This window comes from Burkholderia sp. 4M9327F10, assembly GCF_005503145.1.
GTDB lineage: Bacteria > Pseudomonadota > Gammaproteobacteria > Burkholderiales > Burkholderiaceae > Paraburkholderia.
The window spans coordinates 1-20,100 of the sequence record NZ_SCNV01000062.1; the positions used below are offsets into that span (position 1 = coordinate 1).

General features: G+C 61.1%; 18 protein-coding genes. All 18 read left to right on the plus strand.

The annotated features are described in order from the left end of the window. On the plus strand, nucleotides 1-1,574 hold a 1,574-nt coding region (locus tag FFS45_RS34455), incomplete at its 5' end, for a DUF2345 domain-containing protein (protein WP_137959104.1). Beyond that, nucleotides 1,558-3,057 carry a hypothetical protein gene (locus FFS45_RS34460; protein WP_137959105.1) on the plus strand — a complete coding sequence of 500 codons (1,500 nt, stop codon included), beginning with the start codon at nucleotides 1,558-1,560 and terminating at the stop codon, nucleotides 3,055-3,057. The genes FFS45_RS34455 and FFS45_RS34460, both read left to right, overlap by 17 nt. 1 nt (nucleotide 3,058) lies before the next feature. Continuing rightward, nucleotides 3,059-3,346, plus strand: a complete 288-nt coding sequence (locus FFS45_RS34465) for a PAAR domain-containing protein (protein ID WP_137959106.1) — start codon at nucleotides 3,059-3,061, stop codon at nucleotides 3,344-3,346. Nucleotides 3,347-3,367: 21 nt separating this feature from the next. Then, nucleotides 3,368-4,816 carry a hypothetical protein gene (locus tag FFS45_RS34470; RefSeq protein WP_137959107.1) on the plus strand — a complete coding sequence of 483 codons (1,449 nt, stop codon included), beginning with the start codon at nucleotides 3,368-3,370 and terminating at the stop codon, nucleotides 4,814-4,816. Nucleotides 4,817-4,852: 36 nt separating this feature from the next. Continuing rightward, complete coding sequence (locus FFS45_RS34475) at nucleotides 4,853-5,104, plus strand: hypothetical protein (RefSeq protein WP_349292338.1); 252 nt, start codon at nucleotides 4,853-4,855, stop codon at nucleotides 5,102-5,104. Between the two features lie 243 nt (nucleotides 5,105-5,347). Continuing rightward, on the plus strand, nucleotides 5,348-6,766 hold the full coding sequence (locus FFS45_RS34480) for an ATP-binding protein (RefSeq protein ID WP_137959108.1): 1,419 nt from the start codon (nucleotides 5,348-5,350) through the stop codon (nucleotides 6,764-6,766). Nucleotides 6,767-6,838: 72 nt separating this feature from the next. After that, on the plus strand, nucleotides 6,839-7,441 hold the full coding sequence (locus tag FFS45_RS34485) for a DUF4255 domain-containing protein (protein WP_137959109.1): 603 nt from the start codon (nucleotides 6,839-6,841) through the stop codon (nucleotides 7,439-7,441). After that, nucleotides 7,438-8,586 (plus strand): hypothetical protein, encoded by a 1,149-nt coding sequence (locus tag FFS45_RS34490; RefSeq protein WP_137959110.1) that lies wholly within the window; start codon nucleotides 7,438-7,440, stop codon nucleotides 8,584-8,586. The genes FFS45_RS34485 and FFS45_RS34490 overlap by 4 nt, the downstream gene beginning before the upstream one ends. Nucleotides 8,587-8,956: 370 nt before the next feature. Beyond that, a complete protein-coding gene (locus FFS45_RS34495; protein ID WP_249363037.1) occupies nucleotides 8,957-10,633 on the plus strand; it encodes a phage tail sheath C-terminal domain-containing protein in 1,677 nt (558 codons plus the stop codon). 26 nt (nucleotides 10,634-10,659) lie between these two features. Next, nucleotides 10,660-11,112, plus strand: coding sequence for a phage tail protein (locus FFS45_RS34500; RefSeq protein ID WP_137959111.1), 453 nt, complete (start codon nucleotides 10,660-10,662; stop codon nucleotides 11,110-11,112). 94 nt (nucleotides 11,113-11,206) lie between these two features. Continuing rightward, nucleotides 11,207-11,668, plus strand: coding sequence for a phage tail protein (locus FFS45_RS34505; protein WP_137959112.1), 462 nt, complete (start codon nucleotides 11,207-11,209; stop codon nucleotides 11,666-11,668). Nucleotides 11,669-11,700: 32 nt separating this feature from the next. After that, a complete protein-coding gene (locus FFS45_RS41960) occupies nucleotides 11,701-11,865 on the plus strand; it encodes a DUF5908 family protein (protein WP_171029834.1) in 165 nt (54 codons plus the stop codon). Next, the gene (locus FFS45_RS34510; protein WP_137959113.1) at nucleotides 11,865-12,530 is read left to right on the plus strand and encodes a LysM peptidoglycan-binding domain-containing protein; all 666 of its coding nucleotides are present in this window, start codon (nucleotides 11,865-11,867) and stop codon (nucleotides 12,528-12,530) included. The genes FFS45_RS41960 and FFS45_RS34510 overlap by 1 nt, the downstream gene beginning before the upstream one ends. Continuing rightward, complete coding sequence (vgrG, locus tag FFS45_RS34515; protein ID WP_137959114.1) at nucleotides 12,527-14,311, plus strand: type VI secretion system tip protein VgrG; 1,785 nt, start codon at nucleotides 12,527-12,529, stop codon at nucleotides 14,309-14,311. Before FFS45_RS34510 ends, vgrG begins: the two co-directional genes overlap by 4 nt. A 39-nt stretch (nucleotides 14,312-14,350) precedes the next feature. Beyond that, nucleotides 14,351-14,650: a PAAR domain-containing protein gene (locus FFS45_RS34520; protein ID WP_137959115.1), complete on the plus strand. Its 300-nt coding sequence runs from the start codon at nucleotides 14,351-14,353 to the stop codon at nucleotides 14,648-14,650. Nucleotides 14,651-14,652: 2 nt separating this feature from the next. Continuing rightward, entirely contained in the window at nucleotides 14,653-15,105 is a 453-nt protein-coding gene (locus tag FFS45_RS34525) for a GPW/gp25 family protein (protein ID WP_137959116.1), read from the plus strand. A gap of 37 nt (nucleotides 15,106-15,142) precedes the next feature. Then, nucleotides 15,143-19,267 carry a baseplate J/gp47 family protein gene (locus tag FFS45_RS34530; RefSeq protein WP_137959117.1) on the plus strand — a complete coding sequence of 1,375 codons (4,125 nt, stop codon included), beginning with the start codon at nucleotides 15,143-15,145 and terminating at the stop codon, nucleotides 19,265-19,267. 4 nt (nucleotides 19,268-19,271) lie between these two features. After that, a complete protein-coding gene (locus FFS45_RS34535; protein ID WP_137959118.1) occupies nucleotides 19,272-20,054 on the plus strand; it encodes a hypothetical protein in 783 nt (260 codons plus the stop codon). Nucleotides 20,055-20,100: the final 46 nt, after the last annotated feature.

Below are 20,100 nucleotides of genomic sequence, written 5' to 3' on the forward strand. Positions count from 1 at the left end.
TCTGGAAGCGCTTTACCGTGGCCGCGCACGACATGGTGTCGCTGTTCACGCAGAAAGGCATGAGCCTGATCGCGGCGGCGGGCGCGGTCGTCGTACAGGCGCAGCGCGGACCCATGCAGCTTGCCGCGCAGGAGGACATGACCGTCGAATCGGTCAATGGTGCGGTTCACGTGAAGGCGGCGAAGGAGATCATTCTCAACGTGAACGGCACCTACGTAAAGATCAACGGGGGCGGCGTCGAGATCGGTTCGCGCGGTGGTGTGCTGTACCGAACTGCTGGTGTGAAGGGTAGCGGCCCCGCGCAGATGGATCTGAGCGGTGCGGCGTTTGCGCCGCGGTTCGTTCCATACTCTACGCAGTGCGAGGTGTGGCGTACCAATCCAGATTTTGTACCACCACCACCAGCACCAACGTCTGAGTTGAATGGGCTGGGAAGCACGGGAGCAGTGCCGCCCTCACCGTCGCCAGAAACAATCCTGGTGCCGCCGTCTGCGCTGGGTGACTTCTTTGGCGGCAATCGCAGTCCGATGAAGGTAAATGATCCTGACAATGCGCCGAAAACGGGATCGGCGGCCAATCTTGATGAATATCCTAAAGCGGTAAAATTGGCTCAGCCTGCGCCTTGCAATTGGACAATGAGCGCTTTTAATACGAGTGCAACGTTGCATCGGGAAACGCCGACTTACTACAGGTACGGCTCCACTGATCACACACCAGAAAAGGACGCCAACAATGATCCGATCAGTTGGGCTGGGCCAGCGGATACAACTTGTCACTTTGACTATGATTCTGACGCTAAGACGCTAACGGCAAAGGTAGTCATCGCATTGGTGCCGAGGTTACTGGTCAAAATGAATCCAGCAACCAATCAGCCTTTACGTGATGCTGCTGGTCAATACGTTATCGTCAATTACGAAACTGTTAGTAACGGCGCGAATTCCGGTAAGACTTTCGCGCAGCAAGGGCTTATGTTGATCGACCGGGATGTTAGCGACGTAAATGGTTCAATCTACAAAAATCTAATTGAAAAAACATTGAATCAAGGCGGATACAAATTGATTCTTGACGGTTGCCAGAGAGTTGCTTCATGCGGCTGCCGCGTTTCGGTAAAATTCTGCGCTGATATCCGGATTGTTACCCCGACGGAAGCTAGGCGGCTTAACGCTGATACTACCATTGATTTGTTCCCCAACGTGGATCGGGCAGACGCGAAGAATTGGCCCGCGGCGGATCATTACGGGGTTGATAATTCCGGGCAAACGGTAGCGGAAAATTGGCAAGTCAAGGCGCATGAGACAGGACACTTATTTGCGTTCCCCGATGAATACTGGAAATACGGGGGATTTGTGCACAAGCAGTACGTCAAAAGCGATATGACGCTTGATTTCGACCTTGGTAGAGAAAATGTAAACGACAACAAGACATGGCAAATCGAGTCGCAAGACAATCTTATGGGCTATGGATGCAACAAATCAAATGCCGTTATCCAGCCATATTATCTTGAATATATTCGGCAGTGGTTTTCAAGCTACACCAATAAGAAATGGAGGGTTGGCTATGAAAATAAAACATGATTTGCAGATGCAGCCGAGAGCTGCCGCGAATATAGCCCTGATGCACGGGCTGTTCACGGTGGCATTTTTTTTCGTGTCGTTCATTTTCTTATGGAGCACAAAAGTTATGGCTGCCGATAGCGAGGCATCGCTTGCTGATAGCGGAAAATTCACATTGCTATGGAGCGGTGGACACGACTGGGGTTCGAGAGAAATCAGCTTCGACGGAAATCGAAGGTTTTATTACGCGATCGGAGATACCTTGCGTAGCGACACGCAGACTGGAGTTGGTGCTTTCCAACTTGACTTGCAGAATGCTGATCTCGAAGAGGCCAAGACTGCTGCGAATATTCTTTGTGATAAAAGTATCCAAAAGGATGATTTCAAAACAACTGATTCCCCAGCTATTTTCTCTGTGACCTGTTTTGAAGGTGGGGTGCCCGTTACAAAAAAAGGCATTCTTCAAGCAATCCCTGACGATCTTAGGGGAAAGCTTTTTGTAATTACTTCTAGATTATCAGACAAAGCATATTTAGAGGGAAGAAGGCTGACCAAACTTGACTTTACGCCATACAAAGTGGAGTACCGCGATGGCAAATTCATTGTATCAGTCCGATTTATAAATTCTGGAAGCCGATGGATTAAATTTGCTACACCCGATCAGTGGCAGGGAACTACCTGGGGTGGGCGGTTGGGGATAGGTGCAATAAATAAGATTGGAGCCAATGGGGTAAATGAATCAGTAAAAGGTAGCTGGGGGTTTGCGTTGGGCGGGCAAACATTAATTAACAGGGATGAATTTTCAGGGGGAGTCGTTATTCTAAACCCAGGGGAATCGAAGATTCTCAAATTTCAGACTATCCCTGATAACAAAGCTTCAAAGGGGGAATACGAATTCTCTGGTGTCGCATTTATGAATATTGAATGTGAAGGAGGTGGGGCGGCACTGTCCGGGCTCGTGGTTCTGGGTCCAATCAAAACGCGCATTACCATCGACCGCGACTACCCCTCAACGCCAGAGGAACGCCAACAGTGGGAAGCGACGCATCGCGCCAGCATGTCATCCCGGCCAGTCAAGTCCGGCGAAACGTTCGCGGAGGATGGCCTGTACCGTGCGGCGGGCATGAGTTTCAGTGCCAACCAGCGCAGCCTTCAGGTCAAGCCGTTCAAGGCAGGGGACCTGGCGACGACCGAAAACGTGAAGATGCTGATGGATGGCGGCAATGGCCTCAACATCAACGGGCCGGTGCAGTGGATGTGGGAGGCGACCGCCCCCACGCCCATCAAGCAGTACTCGTTCGACATGATCGATGACACTCGCCAGTTCTGTGCAGCGGGTTCGACATGCCCGCGCAGTGGTCGCTGGCTCGCACGCACCCTCACGGAACGCCTGTCTGCGGACGAGGCATATCGCTATGATTTCACACGCATCGTTACCCTCCGGCGTGGCGATGCCATGCCTGCCGGTGACGGAAACACCGACTGGGAATGGGTGGGAGCCTGAAATGGAACCACGCGCCCATATCTACGAAGGGGATCGGACTACCGCGCGCGGGACCGTGGCCGATGGCATTGACGGTACCGGCTACAACGGACGCAGGATGGGCTATGTCGGCGCACCCGTCACCTGTCCCGCCTGCGGCACCACTGGCCGGATCGGCCGCAACGGCGAACGCTTCGAACAGGACTGGTACGGCAAGGTACCCGCGCTGGAGGGCGACTTCTGCCTGTGTGCCTGCAATCCGAAACCGCGGCTGCTTGCCTCGCAGCACGAATGGGCGGTTGATGCCTGATCCGCTATCGATGGAGACACGATGAAATTTCGCTGGAATCCGCCCATCGGCGGCGAGTGGTCGGCGGGTGACCCACCGCCCATCTGGATATATGCGGTGCTGTTTTTCCTGCTTCTATGCCTGTTTGCGGGAGGCACTATCGCGATGTGGCCGCACGGAAAGCCAGTCGCGTCAGATGACTTTGTACGAACTGCGCTGGTGGCCCCGTTCCTTCTCTGGGTGGCGATCAGTTCAACGATTTACACGTGGATGTACAGCAGTCTCGCTTTTGAAGTGGCAGTCAAGAATACGGCGCGCTGGCATGTGCTTACGCGATGGCAACGAAAGGTACGTGCGGGCGTGGCCGTTCTCGATAGCGTGGTTCTTACCCAGGTGCCGGATCTCGCAGAGCGCATGCTGAAGCTCGAAGGTGATCCGCCGGACAATCCCGGAAAGGTCATGCGACTCGATAGCGTAGATGAAGTGGAGGATGCGTTGCGGGAGCGCGCGATGCTCGAAAGGCTTTTGACGCCGCTCACTGTGCGGCTTGCCCGCGCGGCACGCGGCGATTCGTTCGACATCGTGATCCAGTGCGAGCGGGCTGAGTCATCCCTTCAGGTGCAGGCCGCGTGGGAGCAACTGCAATTGCCTGGACGACCTCGTATCCGGTGGTTGGGAAACGACCAGGACCCAGGCTTTGCCGATATCTGGTTCGAGGACGACAGACACGTGCCTTATGCTTATGGCTCGTCCGCACCAGACAGGACGCCAAAGTACCGGCTGGTACTGGCGTGGCATCTGAACGAAGCAGGGCCGGACAGCCAACCGCATACTTCGGAGGCAGCAGTGGCGTTACTGCTTGGCTCGCCGGCACTCATGCAGGAAAAACCAGAGCTAAAACGTCAGGCATGGCTGCTGCGCCAGATCGTTTCGGATGCTGACGAGGTGGACAAGGCGCTTGCGTTGCTGCTCGGTGCGGAACAGGTGCCGCGTGAGCGTATTCATCACTTCTGGTATAGCCGCCTCAAGGGACTGGCGCAGCACGCGACCCTTGGAGCGGTGCGCGACAACGAACTGAAGGTGGAGGAACATGCGCTCGACCCGGCAATGGGTCCACAAGCGCCAGTGGCACGCTGGGTCCTTCAGGCGCTCGCGGCGAAGATGGCCCATTTCGGACAGGGGGCGCAACTTGTCGCACTGCCCCGGGCAAATGGCGTCGCGCTGAATATCGTCGTCAAGGATGCGCCCGCTGCGAATGTGCCATGGAAAGCCGAATATGAGTACAACATCTTCGCATGGGCCGACCTGCTTGGTTGCATGAGCCTATGGGCGTTTGTGATCATGGTCTCGCCCGACAAGACGTGGGGCACCTTTGAGACCGTTTTTACGGTCGCGATTGTTGTCGCGGTCCTGTTGATTTTTGCATGGCGCATCTATCTGGGGCCGCGAATCTACACGGATTACGTCTGGCTCAAGTATGGCTCACCGTGACGAGATTGAGGACATGAAGAAATACATGGCTGGGCGTTGCCGACGTTGTTCCTGACGCGCTTGACGGCGGCGGTATCCATTGCGGTGATCAACTCCGTTGGGAATCTCGGTGGATTTGCCGGACCGTTTGCTATCGGCTACATCAAGGGGGCTGGGAAGAGCGCCACACCGGGGTTGCTGTTTCTGGCTGGATTGCTTGTGCTGGCGTTTTTTATGACTTTCTTTATTCAGGTTGTAGGGAAAGGCGCTTTCGGTACGCAACCCGTTACCGTCAAGCAGACCGGCTAAGGAAACCCCCAAAGTCGGCCACGCCGCAATACATCGCATGGCCGGCAAAGCGTTGCACTAGAAACCTTGCGTTTTAACGGAGATCATCAAATCGTTCGTTCTGAAACTCGCTTTTATGCTTCAACCTAAAATTCTCTGGACGAGTGAATTGTCTGAACTATACTAAACGCCGCGATCCATCTTGTATCCCGCCGAAGGAAGCCGGCCCGTGAACGGTCGCGCAGACACTGATAAGAGGCGTAAATGTCCGAGCTTGCGGCCAGCGATGTGAGCAACAAGAGCAACGGGAGCAAGGTCAGCGCTAGCCCGGCTACGTCGGGCAGCACTGATGCGGTCCGTGTCCTCGACGCCGAGATGAATTGGCTGGCCATGTTGCTGGACGCGGCAATCCGCCTGTACTTTGGCCAACCGTGCGAGGTGGACGATATCGCGCGTATTCCGGCTCCCGAACTGCGCGACGAAACCACGTGGTACGCGCAGATCGTCCGCGAGCACGCAACCGAACTGGACGAGCGCGTGACACTGGCGCTCGCGCTCGCACCTTATCTGCGCCCGCAATTGCTCGATCCGCTGTTTGCCCGCAACCCTAATCTCGAACGTGCCTTTTCCGAATTCGGCGGAACGTCGCGTGGCGCGCACGTCGGCTTCTGGCCGACCTATGAAACCGCTGCCTTTGTGATTGGCGGCGGCTTGGCACTGGAGCGGCGCATCAACCTGACGCGCCTTGCCGATGCCAGCCACCCGCTGCGCGAGGCGCGCATACTTCATCTCGAGCAGGCCGAGCACGTATCGAACTGGTTTGCAGCTCCCTTGCAGGTCGACCCGCTCGCGTTGTCGCGTATCACCTCAGGGGTCGAACGGCGGCCCGAGTACAGCAATACATTCCCCGCGCGTCGTCTATCCACTCCCCTTGACTGGAGCGATCTCGTGTTGCAGGCGGGTGTGCGCGCCGAAGTCGATGAACTGCGTGCGTGGATCGAACACAGTGCGACACTGCTCGATACGTGGCAACTCGACCGCCATATCAAGCCCGGTTATCGCAGCCTTTTTTATGGGCCGCCCGGCACCGGAAAAACGCTGACCGCGTCGTTGCTGGGAAAAACCACTGGGCTCGATGTATACCGCATCGACCTCTCGCTCGTGGTATCGAAGTTTATCGGCGAGACCGAGAAGAATCTCGCCCAGGTCTTCGATGAAGCCGAGAAGCGCGAGTGGATCCTGTTCTTCGACGAGGCCGATGCGCTGTTTGGCAAGCGCACCGCGACCAGCAGCGCGAACGATCGCTATGCGAATCAGGAGGTCGCGTATCTGTTGCAACGAGTCGAAGATTTTCCGGGCGTGGTGATTCTCGCGTCGAATCTCAAAGGCAATATTGACGATGCGTTCGCGCGACGCTTCCAGTCGATGATCTACTTTCCGTCACCGGGGCCAGTGGAGCGCCTGACGCTGTGGCGAAATGCATTCTCACGCGGGCCGGGGCTCGCAGCCGATGTCGATCTGGAGCGCATCGCGGCGGCCTACGAAGTCACGGGCGGCGCCATTGTCAACGTGTTGCGGCACGCGGCGCTCGCGACTTTGCGGCGCAGCGGCGAGACGATCGCGCAGGCGGATATCATCGAAGGAATTCGTCGCGAGTTTCGCAAGGACGGCAAGACGCCTTGACCGGCACTCGGGTGCGGCCATCTGGCGGCGCCTCTTTAACCTAAGTGCAGTGCGAATTGGAAAGGCTACTCGATGATCGACAAGGCTCTAGGTTTTTTGCTCGACGAACTGAACCGCTTTCTTGAGCCGCGTAGTCCCGGCGGCGAGCCGCTCGCCGTGCTGTCGAGTCTCGCCATACCGCACGGCGGTGCGGCGCCCGGCACGGACAACAAGCTCGTGATGTCGCTCCTCAGCATCGAGAAGGAGGGCGCGGCGGCGGCGCTGCCTGCGCCGTTGCGTGACCCCTCTGCGCCGGCTCCGGCCGGGGCGCCGGCTAGCTTCGCCCGGGTTGCGGCGCCTTTGCCATTGAATCTGAACCTGGTGGTGGCTGCCTCGTTCGGAACGAATTATCACGAGGCGCTCAAAGTGTTGAGCGCGGCCATCGGTTTTTTTCAGGCGCGTCCCGCTTTTACGTCGCAGAATGCGGCGAGCCTGCCGGCCGGCATTGAGCGGCTTTCAATTGAAATGGTCAGTTGCGATCTGACCATGCTGAGCAATGTCTGGTCCGTGCTCGGCGCGAATTATCTGCCTTCGGCACTCTACAAGATCCGCATGCTGAGCGTGCAACAGGGGTGGGTGGCCGCGTTCGAACCGGCGGTTGGTGGCGCCGCGACGGATCTCGGGACACGTTCATGAGCGTCTATCGCTTGTTGTTCGCGCTCGACATCCGCCATACCTATTTTCCTGACGGCTGGTGCCACGTGTTGAACGTCAGGCCGACACCGTCGTGCGAACGTCTGATGCGCGCGTACCGGTTGCTGTTCAAGGCCACTTACCGGGGCGCAGAAGTCTATTACGATGCGAGCGCGCAACGGCAAGGTGTGCCGGGCTCGCTATTGGGCTTCGCAGCGCAGGGGGCGTTCACGTTCATTCTGGAGAGTGAAGCGGCGGGGCTCACCAACTATACGGCGATCGATACGCAGCCGGCAGCCACGCCAGGCGCGTCGCTGTACTACTTCGACAATCTGAATGGCGGCAGCATGACCTTCGACGGCGCGGAGAGTGCATTGCTGCATCCCGCCGGCAAGCCGTTTGCTTACGGAGCGCTGCCCTGGAAGCCGCGCCGCTTCACTTACGTTGCAGGCGCACCGCTAACGGGCGCTGCGGTGCTCGCCGCACAGGACCGCTCGCCTGAGTGGGGGCCGGTGACGATTGCGCCGCCGGCGCCACGCGTTGCGCTCTCGCTCACGAATCTGGACGAGGGATGTTATCTGCTCGCGACGCCTGGCAACCCCGACTACCGGTTCTATCTGAGCGACGTCCTGCTTAATGGCGCATTCGCAATCGCAGCAGTTTATCCAGGCGGGTCGAAGGCTCCCGCTGGGTGTGCCGCGTGCCTCGACGCGCAGGGCAATGTCACGCCGCAACGCTATGCGATCGCGCTCGGTGCACGGGCAGTGCCCTGGCGTTACTTCATCGTCCCGCACCCACACCAGCCGCATGACGACTGGCGGGTCGAGGCGGTGATGCCGCCCGCAGAGTCAGCAGACGCTGTCGCCGCGCCGATGAGTTTCGTGCGCGCGGCGGACACCGTGCCGCTCGGCGAGCGTACCGCTGTCGTATTTTCGTCACCGAGCGCCCTTATCGTAGCGCAACGGCCGTCGGCCAGCCTGAGCGTACGGCTCAGCGGGAGTGGCTTTGCACAGCCGCTTGCGTTGCCGTATCCGGACTTGAGCGAGGTGCGCCTGCCGGTTCAGGTTTCGATATCGGCACAGGCTGCTGCGGATATCCCGGCGCCGCCAGACAGCGGCAACGTGGCTGATATCTACGTATATCTGTAAGGCGGTGAAGCCGTTTTATAAAATGTTAAAAAATTTTGTGGACGTGGCTATTGTCTGAACTATACTAGGCGCCGAGGCATCGTTTCAGTTGAGCACTGGTGGTAATAAAAATCCGTACAAGAAGTCGTAGACGAACACGTAAGGTATTTTCCGCGTGAACGTATTGGGCCGACGTATTGAGCCGAATGAGGCAGACCAGAACACGCAGTAGCTTGACCTTCCTTTCCATCGCATCAGGTTTCTAAATCCGGCGTTTCTCGGCCTTCGCAGTGTGCCTGCGAGGTTTCGTCGCGCCTGTGTGATCTTGCATCGATGTCTGCCCGCGAGCAGATAAAGACCTTCCCGCTTCCCATTGGGAAAAGGAGCGAGCATGCCGCAGTACAAGGTACCGGGTGTCTACATCGTCGAAAACGACGCGTTTCCGAACTCGGTGGTGGAAGTCGAAACGGCGGTTCCCGCGTTTATCGGCTATACCGAGATTGCCCTCAACGGAAAAGACTCGCTGCTTAATGTGCCATGGCGCATCGAGTCTATGGCGGATTATCAGACGTATTTTGGCAACCCGCCTGCGCCGGCATTTTCGTTCGCGTCTGCCGGGGCCGCCGGCGGCACCGGCTATACGTTGGCGGCTGCGGCGAGCGGGCAGTTTCTGCTCTATTACAGCCTGCGGATCTACTTCGACAATGGTGGCGGACCTTGCTACATCGTGTCCGTCGGCGCTTATACGACGACGACGCGGGCGGCGAGTGATTTTCAGCCTGCGCTCGATGCGCTGACGCGCGAATCGGAGCCGACCATGCTGGTCGCGCCCGACGCAGTGAATCTGAGCGATGCGTCCAAGTTGCCGCCGCTTTTCCTCGCCCATTGCGAGACGATGAAAAGCCGCGTGGCGATCTTCGACATACCCGGCGGCGACGCCAAGCGCGGGCAGGATAAAGCAGATCAGATCACCGCCTTTCGCACCTCGGTGGGTACCGACTCTCTGAATTACGGCGCGGCGTACTACCCATGGCTCAACACGCAGATCGTCGATAGCGTCGACTTTACTGCGATCAGCACGGATACGCTCGATGCCTTCATTTCGGCGCTCACCGCTGATGCCAACACAAGACTGACTGGCGACGCGAACAAGACCAAGCTGGCTGCGCTGACGCTAAAGATCAAGCAATTGAAGTCGCCTGCGACCCCCGTGGCCGACAGCGGCGGCAATACGCCAACACCGCCGTCGCCGCCGCCAGCGCCGCCGGCGCCGCCAGCGCCGCCGGCGCCGCCAGCGCCACCAGTGGACGGCAACGGCGGCCAGGGTACTCCAACGCCGACACCAGCGCCACCGGCGCCGCCAGTACCGGTACCAGCGCCACCTCCTGCCGCCACTGCGACACCAGCGCAGATCAAGGCGCTGCATCAGGTCCTGTATACGTCGAGCCCGCTGTATGCGCAGGTGATGGGCGACATCCAGACCAAGCTCAACCTGTTGCCGCCGAGCGGCGCGATAGCCGGCATTTACGGGCGCATCGATTCGACGCAGGGCGTATTCAAGGCGCCGGCCAACACCAGCATCAACTCGGTCGTCGGGCCCACGGTCAACCTGTCGGATCTGGACCAGGAAGACCTGAACATGCCGCTCGAAGGCAAGGCGGTCAACGCGATCCGAGCCTTCCCGGGCCGCGGCACGATCGTGTGGGGAGCGCGCACGCTGGATGGCAACAGCGACGATTGGCGCTACATCAACGTCCGCCGCACGCTGATCATGTTCGAGCAGTCGATCAAGGTTGCAATGCAGCCGTACGTGTTTGCACCGAACACGTCGACGACCTGGGTCACCGTGCAGAGCATGATTGAAAACTTCCTCACGAACCAGTGGAAAGCGGGCGCGCTGGCGGGTGCCAAGGCAAGCGATGCGTTCTCGGTCAGCATTGGCCTGAACGTGACCATGACAGGCGAGGACATCAACGCCGGGCTGATGAAAGTGCTGATTCTGGTCGCACCCGTGCGGCCGGCGGAGTTCATCGAGCTCACGTTCCAGCAGCAGATGCAGGTGTCCTGATATAGCACGCTCTAGGAGAGTTCAGCATGGCAGGTGAATCGCAAGGCAACGTGTGGCCGCTGCCGAAGTTCTACTTCTCGGTCGATATCGGTAGCCAAACCAATTTGCCGTTCCAGGAAGTCAGCGGTCTCGATACCGAAACTCAGGTGATTGAATATCGCGCCGGCAACAATAAAGTGTTTTCGACGATCAAGATGCCAGGCATTGCAAAGTTCGGCAATGTCACCATGAAAAAAGGCATTTTCGTGAAGGACAACAAGTTCTTCGATATGTACTCGAAGATTTCGATGAACCTGATCGAGCGTGTCACGGTCACGATCAAGCTGCTCGACCAGGGCGGCGCGCCGACCATGGTCTGGACTCTTGCCAACGCCTGGCCCACCAAGATCACCGGCACGGACCTCAAGTCCGACGGTAACGAGGTGGCGGTCGAGACGATCGAGTTCGCGCACGAAGGATTGAAGATCGAGAACAAGTGACGATGCGCGGGTACCTGCACAGCGTTCCGTTTCCGGCGGCGGGGGCGCGAGGCGTGTGCGGGGACCGCCGTCGCGCACTGCAGGCAAGACCACGATGTCCGATTACTATCCGCCAGTCAGCTTCTATTTCACGCTCGCCTTCCAGGGTATTTCGGGCGCGGACGATGCCGCCTTCATGGAAGCCAGCGGCATGGATGCTGAATTCACGGTGACGGAAATCAAGGAGGGCGGCGAGAACCGTTTCACGCACCGGGTTCCGGAGCGTGCGAAGTACGGCAACCTTGTGCTCAAGCGCGGCATGGTGACCGCGTCGTCGTCGCTTGCCACATGGTGCCGGCGTATTCTCGAGAGTGATCTGTCCGGGCAGATCACGCCGCGTTCCGTGCAGTTGTCGTTGCTCGATCACAACGCCAATCCGCTGATGACCTGGAATTTCGTCAATGCATGGCCGGTCAAGTGGAGCGTTGCCTCGTTCAATGCCCAGGAAAACAAGCTCGCAATGGAAACGCTCGAGTTTTCGTACAACTACTTTACGCGGCGCACGGGTGGCAGTTAGCGCGTGTGCGGCGGCAGGCTGGCCATTGAGCAATGATTGAAATACGGGAGTTGGTCATTCGCGTCAACGTCACTGAGCAATCAGGCGACGCCGAGCCCGCTCGCATCGAGGAACGGCTCGCTGCCCTCAAAGCGGATCTTCTCGAGGCCTGCGAGGAACGTATCCAGGCAGCCCTGCAGCGCGGCGTGGAGCGTTGATGGGAAAACTTGAGAAAGCTGTCGTAAAGGGCTATAGCGACGAGCGCTTCAGCGCATCGGCAGGTAGCTATACGCTCAAGATCAATCCAGCCTCGTTTTCCCAGCAGTTCAAGACCACCTACGACCCGAACAAGACCACCGACACGGCGGGGCGCGTGATGCGCTACGTGACGATCGAGCCACAAACCGTGAGCTTCGAGTTCTACCTCGACGCCACCGGTGTGATCGACGGCATCGACAGCGTCACCGACGAGATCGCCAAGTTCCGTGCGGTGGCCTACGATTTCAACGGCTCGATTCATAGCCCGAACTATTTACATCTGGTGTGGGGAACATCGCTGGACTTTAAATGCCGGCTGACGTCGCTCGACATCGAATATCAGCTGTTCGACCCGGACGGCACCCCGTTGCGTGCGAAACTGAAAATTTCGCTGGTGCAGTTTCTGAGCGCCGACGAACTGGCGCGCCTCGCGAACAAGACTTCGCCTGATCTCACGCATGCGCGCGTCGCCGTGGCGGGCGACACGCTGCCGTTGATGTGTTTCCGGATCTATGGCGATAGCCGGTTTTATCTGGCGGTCGCACGCTACAACGGTCTCACGGACTTCCGCAATTTGCGCCCGGGTACGAGCGTCATTTTTCCGCCCCTTGGAGCGTCGTCATGAGTACACCGCTGTCGGGCCGCATCGACGTTGTTTCGGTGTCGATCAAGGTAGCAGGGAGCGCGATTCCCGATTCCTGCGAGGTATCGGCAGTACGCGTGACGAGCGAGATCAACCGTATTCCGCAGGCGCGCGTGACGTTGATCGACGGCCACGCGAGCACCGGCAAGTTTGCCTGGAGCGAGTCGTTGCTGTTCGTGCCGGGCTCGGAAATCGAAATTCTCGCTGGTTATCACAGCCAGTATGTCTCGTTGTTCAAGGGCATCGTGGTGCGCCATGGGTTGCGGATTCGCGACGGGCGCGCGCACCTCGTCGTCAATTGCGCGGACAAGGCGCTCAAGATGACGGTCGCGCGTCGCAATAACGTCTATGTGGATCAGACCGACAGTGCGGTCATCGAGTCGCTGATCTCGGCCAACGGCTTGAGCCCCGAGGTGCAATCCACCTCGCTTTCACGCAAGAGCCTCGTGCGTTATTTCGCCTCCGACTGGGATTTCATGATGACCCGGGCCGAGGCGTGCGGCATGGTGGTGATGGTCGAGAACGGCACCGTGCGGGTGGCGGCTCCGTCATTAAGCGGCAACGCAGACGTGAGTGTCAACTTTGGCGATGCGCTGCAGGAACTGGACGCGGAAATCGACGCGCGTTCGCAACTGGCCTCGGTGACCTGCCGCGCCTGGGATTCGAACGCGCAGGTGCTGGTGGAGGGTAATTCATCTGAGCCAACCGTGAACGCGCAGGGCAATCTGACGGGTAAGCAACTGGCCGGCACGCTGGGCGTGTCCGACTACGACTGGCAGAGTGCAGCCACGCTTGCCGACGGAGAATTGTCCAAATGGGCCGACGCGCAATTGTTGAAATCGCGCATGGGCGCGCTGCGCGGCACCGTGAGCATGCCCGGTGACGCCAAGGTGAAACTGGGGCGGCTGATCGAGCTTGGCGGGGTGGGCGAGCGCTTTAACGGCGCAGCGTATGTGAGCGGCGTTGAACATCGCATCGAGCAAGGCGACTGGACCACCGAAGCGCGCTTCGGCATGTCGCCACGCCCATTTGTGGCTGAGCAGACCGATATCGAAGCGCCGCCCGCCGCTGGGCTGGCGCCGGGCGTGCAGGGTCTGCTGGTCGGGAAGGTGGCCAAGATCGATCAGGATCCCGACGGCCAGACGCGCGTGCAGGTCCATGTGCCGCTCGTCAAGATGGACGGCGACGGTGTGTGGGCCCGCCTTGCCAACGGCTATGCCACCAGCGGCGCGGGCATGTTCTTCATGCCGGAGATCGGCGACGAAGTCGTGCTCGGTTTTCTCAACAACGATCCCGCTTATCCGGTGATTCTCGGCAGCCTCTACAGCGGTGCCCGTATGCCGCCGCGCACGCCTGATGCGCAGAACACCACCAAGGCAATCGTGTCACGCTCGCAGGTCACGATCCAGATCGATGAAGAGAAAAAGCAGATCCGCATCAGCACGCCGGGCGGACATGCGGTCACGCTCGACGACGACAGCAAGACCGTGACCGTCACCGACTCCAGCAAGAATTCGCTTAAGATGTCCTCGGACGGCGTATCGCTCACCAGTCCCGGCAACATCACAATCAAGGCCGATGGTTCGATGACGCTCGATGGGCAGGCCGGCGTTACCGTCAAGTCGGCCGCCAACGTCACGCTGGACGCTCCGCAGATCGCCGCCAAGGCGTCGATGTCGTTTACCGCGCAGGGGCAGATGTCTGCCGAGCTGACCGCGTCCGGCCAGGTGACCGTGCGCGGCGCGCTCGTTTCGATCAACTGAAGCTCACTGAAACCACGACACCGATCGAGGACTGCGCCTATGCCACCCGCCGCCCGTGTGACCGATCTGCATACCTGCCCGATGGTGACGCCCGGCCTGCCGCCCATTCCGCATGTGGGCGGTCCGGTCATGGGGCCGGGTGTGCCGAACGTATTGATCGGCGGACTGCCGGCCTCGGTCCTCGGCGATATGGCCATCTGCGTCGGGCCGCCGGATGCGATCGTCAAAGGCTCGGCAACCGTGCTGATCGGCGGCCGGCCGGCTGCGCGTATGGGCGACAGTACGGCGCACGGTGGGGTGGTGGCGCTCGGCTTTCCTACCGTGATGATCGGAGGCTGACCATGGCGAGCGACGGATTCGCAGGCAAGCCCGCGTTTCTTGGCCGTGGCTGGAGTTTTCCGCCGCGCTTCGACCTGCACACGGGCGAGGTGGTGATGGTGGAGGCTGATCCGGATATCCGCGAAAGTCTTTATATCCTGCTGACCACGTTGCCTGGCGAACGGGTGATGGTGCCCAATTACGGCTGTGCGCTGCAAAGCTTTGTGTTCGCCTCGCTCGACGCGAATACGCAAACGCAAATCCGCCGTCTCGTGTCCGACGCGATTCTGTTCTACGAGCCGCGCATCGACATCCAGCACATCGGCGTCGAAATCGACATGCCCAACGGCGTTGCCTCGCTTTCGATCGATTACACGGTGCGCCGTACCAATAGCCGCAGCAATATCGTGATTCCGTTCTGTCACGACGAAGGCACTAACCTCACGGCACGCCGGGCAGCGCCGCCGCGGCTCTGAGCGCCGGCCGCATGTCTTCGACGTCCCGTAACCGCTCATGACCGATCGCACGTATTCGTTTGTCTATGGCCGCGGCGAGACACAGCACTCGCGCTACGACCACGCGCTTGCACCGGTGTCGGCTCAGGTGGACGACCGCGGTTTGCCGGAGATGCTGGCGTGGCTCTCCGAATTCGCGCGTCTGGTCGGTTTCGTCGACGAACAGGGCGAGCCGGCCGGCAACTGGAGCCGCTTTCTTGAGCAGGACGAGAGCTTTTTGCTCGCCGAGGTGTGCGCAACCACTGTCGAGTCGCTCGCCACTGGCGAGGCAGCGCGCGCTGTTGCCGGTCATGGCGCCGAGCCCGGCGTCTCCGCGTCGGCGCCGTTGTCGCGTATCTTTTCGATCTCATGGCGTATCGACACGTGGTACTCGACCGCGGCACGCCTCGATACCACCGGCATCGAGGCGCATCCCTTCGCGGTCAATCTCCAGCAGGTGATCGTCAACGACCTACGCCGCTATACCCGGCAGATCAATGCGGACCGCGTGCTCGGGCCCGCCTGGCGGCGCCTCGCGGAACGCGCGAACATGAGCTTCGCGCCGATCTGGTCATGGGACGATGGTCATGGCCTCAGCCTCAGCTTCGATTCGCAGGATCTGGCGCCCGTGCAAAGCGCGTTCGAACGCGCGCTGGACAATCTCAAGGTGCTGGCGCGCAGCTATCTGGAGTCGTCGCACCACGAGAGCAAAGATCACGCGCCGCAGACCGGTTTGCTGATTGCGTTCGTCAAACTGCTCAACCTGGAGCAGAGCGATCTGAACCAGTTCACCCTGCGGCATCTGCAGCACTACCTGACTCAGGTACTGCGGCTCGCGCCAAGGCCAAGCCAGCCGGACCAGGCGCTGGTGGCGTTTGCGCTGGCGCCGGGGGCGACGCCGCCGTTGCTCGGGACCGGTACCCGGCTCGCGGCGGGTGTGGATGGGGCGGGCGCGCCGATCGAATTTGCCACCGCGGCGCCGCTTGTCGTCACGCCGACGCAGATCGCAACGCTGATGGCGTTGAACGCGACGTACGTGGACGGCGGCGACAGTACGGAGGGCCAGCCACTGACTTCGATCGTCGCGTATCCGAACGCCGGGTCTGCCGATGGCCGCGGCGCCAAACTCGCCGCGCCGGCGCTCGGTTGGCCGAGCTTCGGCCCCACTCGTGCGGTTGCGATCGAGGCGGGGAATACGGCCCCCGACGCTCAGGTGGGCTTTGCGATTGCTTCGCCACTGCTGCTGTTGATGGGCGGCGAGCGCACGATCACACTCAGCTTCGAACTCGGTGCGCCGGGCGAGGGCGTGGGGCTCGCCGCCCTGCCGCCGACGGCGGCGGGCGGTGCGGCGGGGAGCGCTCCCGCGAGCAGCGATAACGCTTATGCTCGCCTCGAACGCCTTGCCGTCGCCTATGCTCGCGCGCTCGCGCCCGAAGCCGGCGCGAAGCTGGCCGCGGAGTCGCCGCCCAGTTCCAGTGAGCTGTTGGGCAACCTGCTCGCCGATGCGTGTCTGGTGAGTCTTAGCGGCAAGGACGGCTGGTTCGCGCCTCAAGACGCACGCCTAGTGGTGAGCGAGCGCAACACACTCGACCTCGTGATCGAGCTGTCGGCTGCGGCGCCGGCGGTGCTCGCCAATCCGGCGCTCGCATTCGACAGCGCACAGGCTGAACCGCTGCCGCTGTTACGCGTCACGATGAACCCGAGCGCGCGGGTTTACGGATATTCGTTTTTCGAGGCGCTGCGCGCCCTCAGCGCCAATCTCGAGGTACAGGTGCGCGGTCTCCGGACACTCGAGTTGCAGAATAATCTGGGGCCTCTCGTTGCCGGCAAGCCGTTCATGCCGTTCGGCCCGGCGCCGACGCTCGGCGGCTTTTTGCAAGTCGGATCGCCCGAACTCGGCTGCAAGCAGGTGTCGCATATCGGCTTGCAGATCGACTGGCTCAAGCTGCCCGGAGCCGGCGGCTTCTCCGCGTACTACCGCGGCTATCCGCCCGACGCGAACGGCGAGCCGCTGAGCCGCGAGTCGTTCGTGGTGGCCATCGAGCGTAACGACGGCCTGGCCTGGCGCCCGGCGAACGCGGGACGCTCGTCGCGCTTTGCGCTATTTGAGCCGGCCGGCAGTGTGCCGATCGGGCTGTCCACTGACGTTGCCGCGTCGACGCGCTTTGAGATCGACTCGGATGCCCCCGTGACAACCGCGGCGGCGGGACTTGCCCCCGCCACATATGCCGCGGCGCTGGTCCCCGGCTCGGAGGTGGGCGCGTTGCGGGTTGCACTGGCCGCGCCGGCCGGCGCATTCGGATACGACGCGTATTCGCGGGCGCTGGCCGAGGCGGTGTTGCATAACTCGCGCGCACCGCGCAAGCCGGGACCCGGTGATCTGGTGCCGATCCCGAATGAGCCGTTCGTACCGGTGGCGAGCGCCCTGTCGCTCGACTACACGAGCGCCGCGCACATCAGGTTCGACTCGCTCGACGAGCGCGATCCCATGCGCTTCTATGTGCTCGCGCCGTTCGGTTACGTGCGGGCACGGCAAGGACTCGCAACCCGCTTCGTGCCGGACGGCGTACGGGGCGCATTGTTTATGGGTCTCGTGGATGCGTCGCCCGGCGATACCTTGAGCCTGCTGTTCCAGTTGGCCGACCGTCATGCTCCGCAGAGTTTCGATTTCACCCAGAACGACCCGCAGGATGAGCGCGGCAGCAGTAGCGGCCTCGTGTGGCACTACCTCGACGGCAATCGCTGGCAGCGGTTCAGCAAGCAGGACGTGCTGAACGATTCGACCTATGGACTGACATGCTCGGGTATCGTCGAGCTCGTGTTGCCGGCGCAACTCGATGCGCAATCGACGCTAATGCCCGCCGGGCGCACGTGGCTGGCCGCGATGGTCTCCGATGCGAACGGCTACGCTGCAGTGTGCGACACGATTGCGATTTCGCCGAATGCGGTTATGGTCAGCCGCGTGTCGAGCGGCGCAACGGAGATTGCGAATCTTCAGCCGCAGTCCATCAGCGGACTCGTCAGCAAGCGGCCCGCGATCAAGGCGGTGCTGCAGCCATTGCCGAGTTGGGGTGGGTTGCCAGCCGAAACACCGGAAGCCTTCGCCGCGCGCGTAGCTGAGCGGCTGCGCCACAAGCAGCGCGCCATCCAGCCTTACGACTACGAGCGTCTGGTGCTCGGTGGCTTCGCCAACATCGCCCAGGCTAAGTGCATCGGACCGGGAAATAGCCGGGGTTACAGTGCGTCGCCGCCGCTGAGCGCCGGGGAGGTGGTGGTCGTGGTCGCGGCGCGGGGCGGCGACGCGTACGAATCCTATGTCGACCAGTCCACCTTGCGCGGCGCGGTCGATCTGTTGCGCCCATATGTGTCGCCGTTTCTGCGTCGCCTGACGGTCCGCAATCCGGCCTATGAACGCCTCAAGGTGGTCGCTGCGGTGCAACTGAAGCGGGCCACGAGCGGTACGTTCTACCTCAACCTGCTGGGCCGTGAACTCGACGCCGCGCTCGCGCCGTGGCACGCGAAACCGGACGGGCGGCTACCGATCGGCTATGGCGCGATCGACGGCGATTCGATTGCGAGTTTCATCCGGCAGCGCGATTACGTCGAGTCGCTCGAAGAGTTCAGTATGGTGGTGCTGTATAACGATTCGCCCGATGGCAGCGGCAACGATTGGCGCGAAAGCTGGTTTTGCCAGAACGAGAGTGTGCGTCCGAGTACTCCGTGGTCCGTGCTGGTGCCATCCGGCGATCACGTGCTGAAACAGGTCGACGCTCCCAGCCAGGATGGATCGGGCAGCACTGCCGCGGGCGGTGCGCCGCAACCCGATCCGAAGCTGGATGGAATCGGCAGCCTGACGATCGGCGAGGATTTCATCGCCGCACCGGCCTCTGCTGCGCCGCCTGCACCCGCACCGGATGAACCCGCGCGGCAGGCAGTCTACTACGTGAAGTTTCTCGACCGCACGCTGCGTCGTGAGTGGCGCAGCCGCGACGGCCGTGAGCGCGCGGACAGAGAAGAGCGGCGCGACGAGCGTGATGCGCGCGAGGCCGCATCGTTGCAGGACGCCTTTATCGATTTTCCCGACAATGGCACCGATATCGGCAGCGGCGCTGCCGACGGTCCCGCGGATTTCACGGACGCTTAATACCATGGCCACTACATCCACTTTCGCGATCGCGTCCCGGGCGGCGCTGAAGACCCTGTTCAGCGACGGCAAGCGGCCGAGTGGCGCAGACTTCGGGACGTTGATCGATGCCTTCGTGCATCGCGGCGATCGCGACGGCCAGGCGGGGAACCCGGCCGGGGCCGACGCGCAGGACGGCGATACCGTTACCTTGCAGGTCGGCAACCGTCACTTTGAGCTCCAGAGCGATGACGCCGGGAACGCGTCATTGACCGAAGCGCAACGTGCCCTGCTGAGCTTGAGCGAGGACGGCCAGTGGCGGGTGCCGGCCGGCAATGCAGCGGCGCCGCTCGCGGTCGACGGCTGGTTGTCGGCGGCGGCGCGCGTGGGCAGCTATGTGCCGTCGGTGATGGCGGCGAAGCCGGCGTTTCCGGGCGGCGATGCGGTGGCGCCCGGCAAGCTGCCCGCCAACGGCAAATGGCAAGTCGTGCTGCCCGCGGTGAATGGCTGCTGTGCGTTCGAGATCGTTGCGCATGCATCGGGTGCCGCTGCGTCGGGACGGCACGCCATGCTGCATGCAGTCGTCGTGACGAGTTTCAACGGCAGCCGCAAGGGTATTCGTACCACGCGCACCGAACGTGGCTGGGGCTGGCTGCGCCGCATCGAGCTGAGCTGGCGGCCGCGCCGCAGCCACTGGTTTGCCCGCCCGACGGGTTACGATCTGGCGATCCGCACGCACTTCGGCTATGGGCTCGACGACAGAGGCCAGCCGGCGCAGATCCGCTTTCACATCACCCGCCTGTGGTGACGCGGCATGCAGGCTAATCCGTCCTTTGTGGCCGAGCCACGGTGGT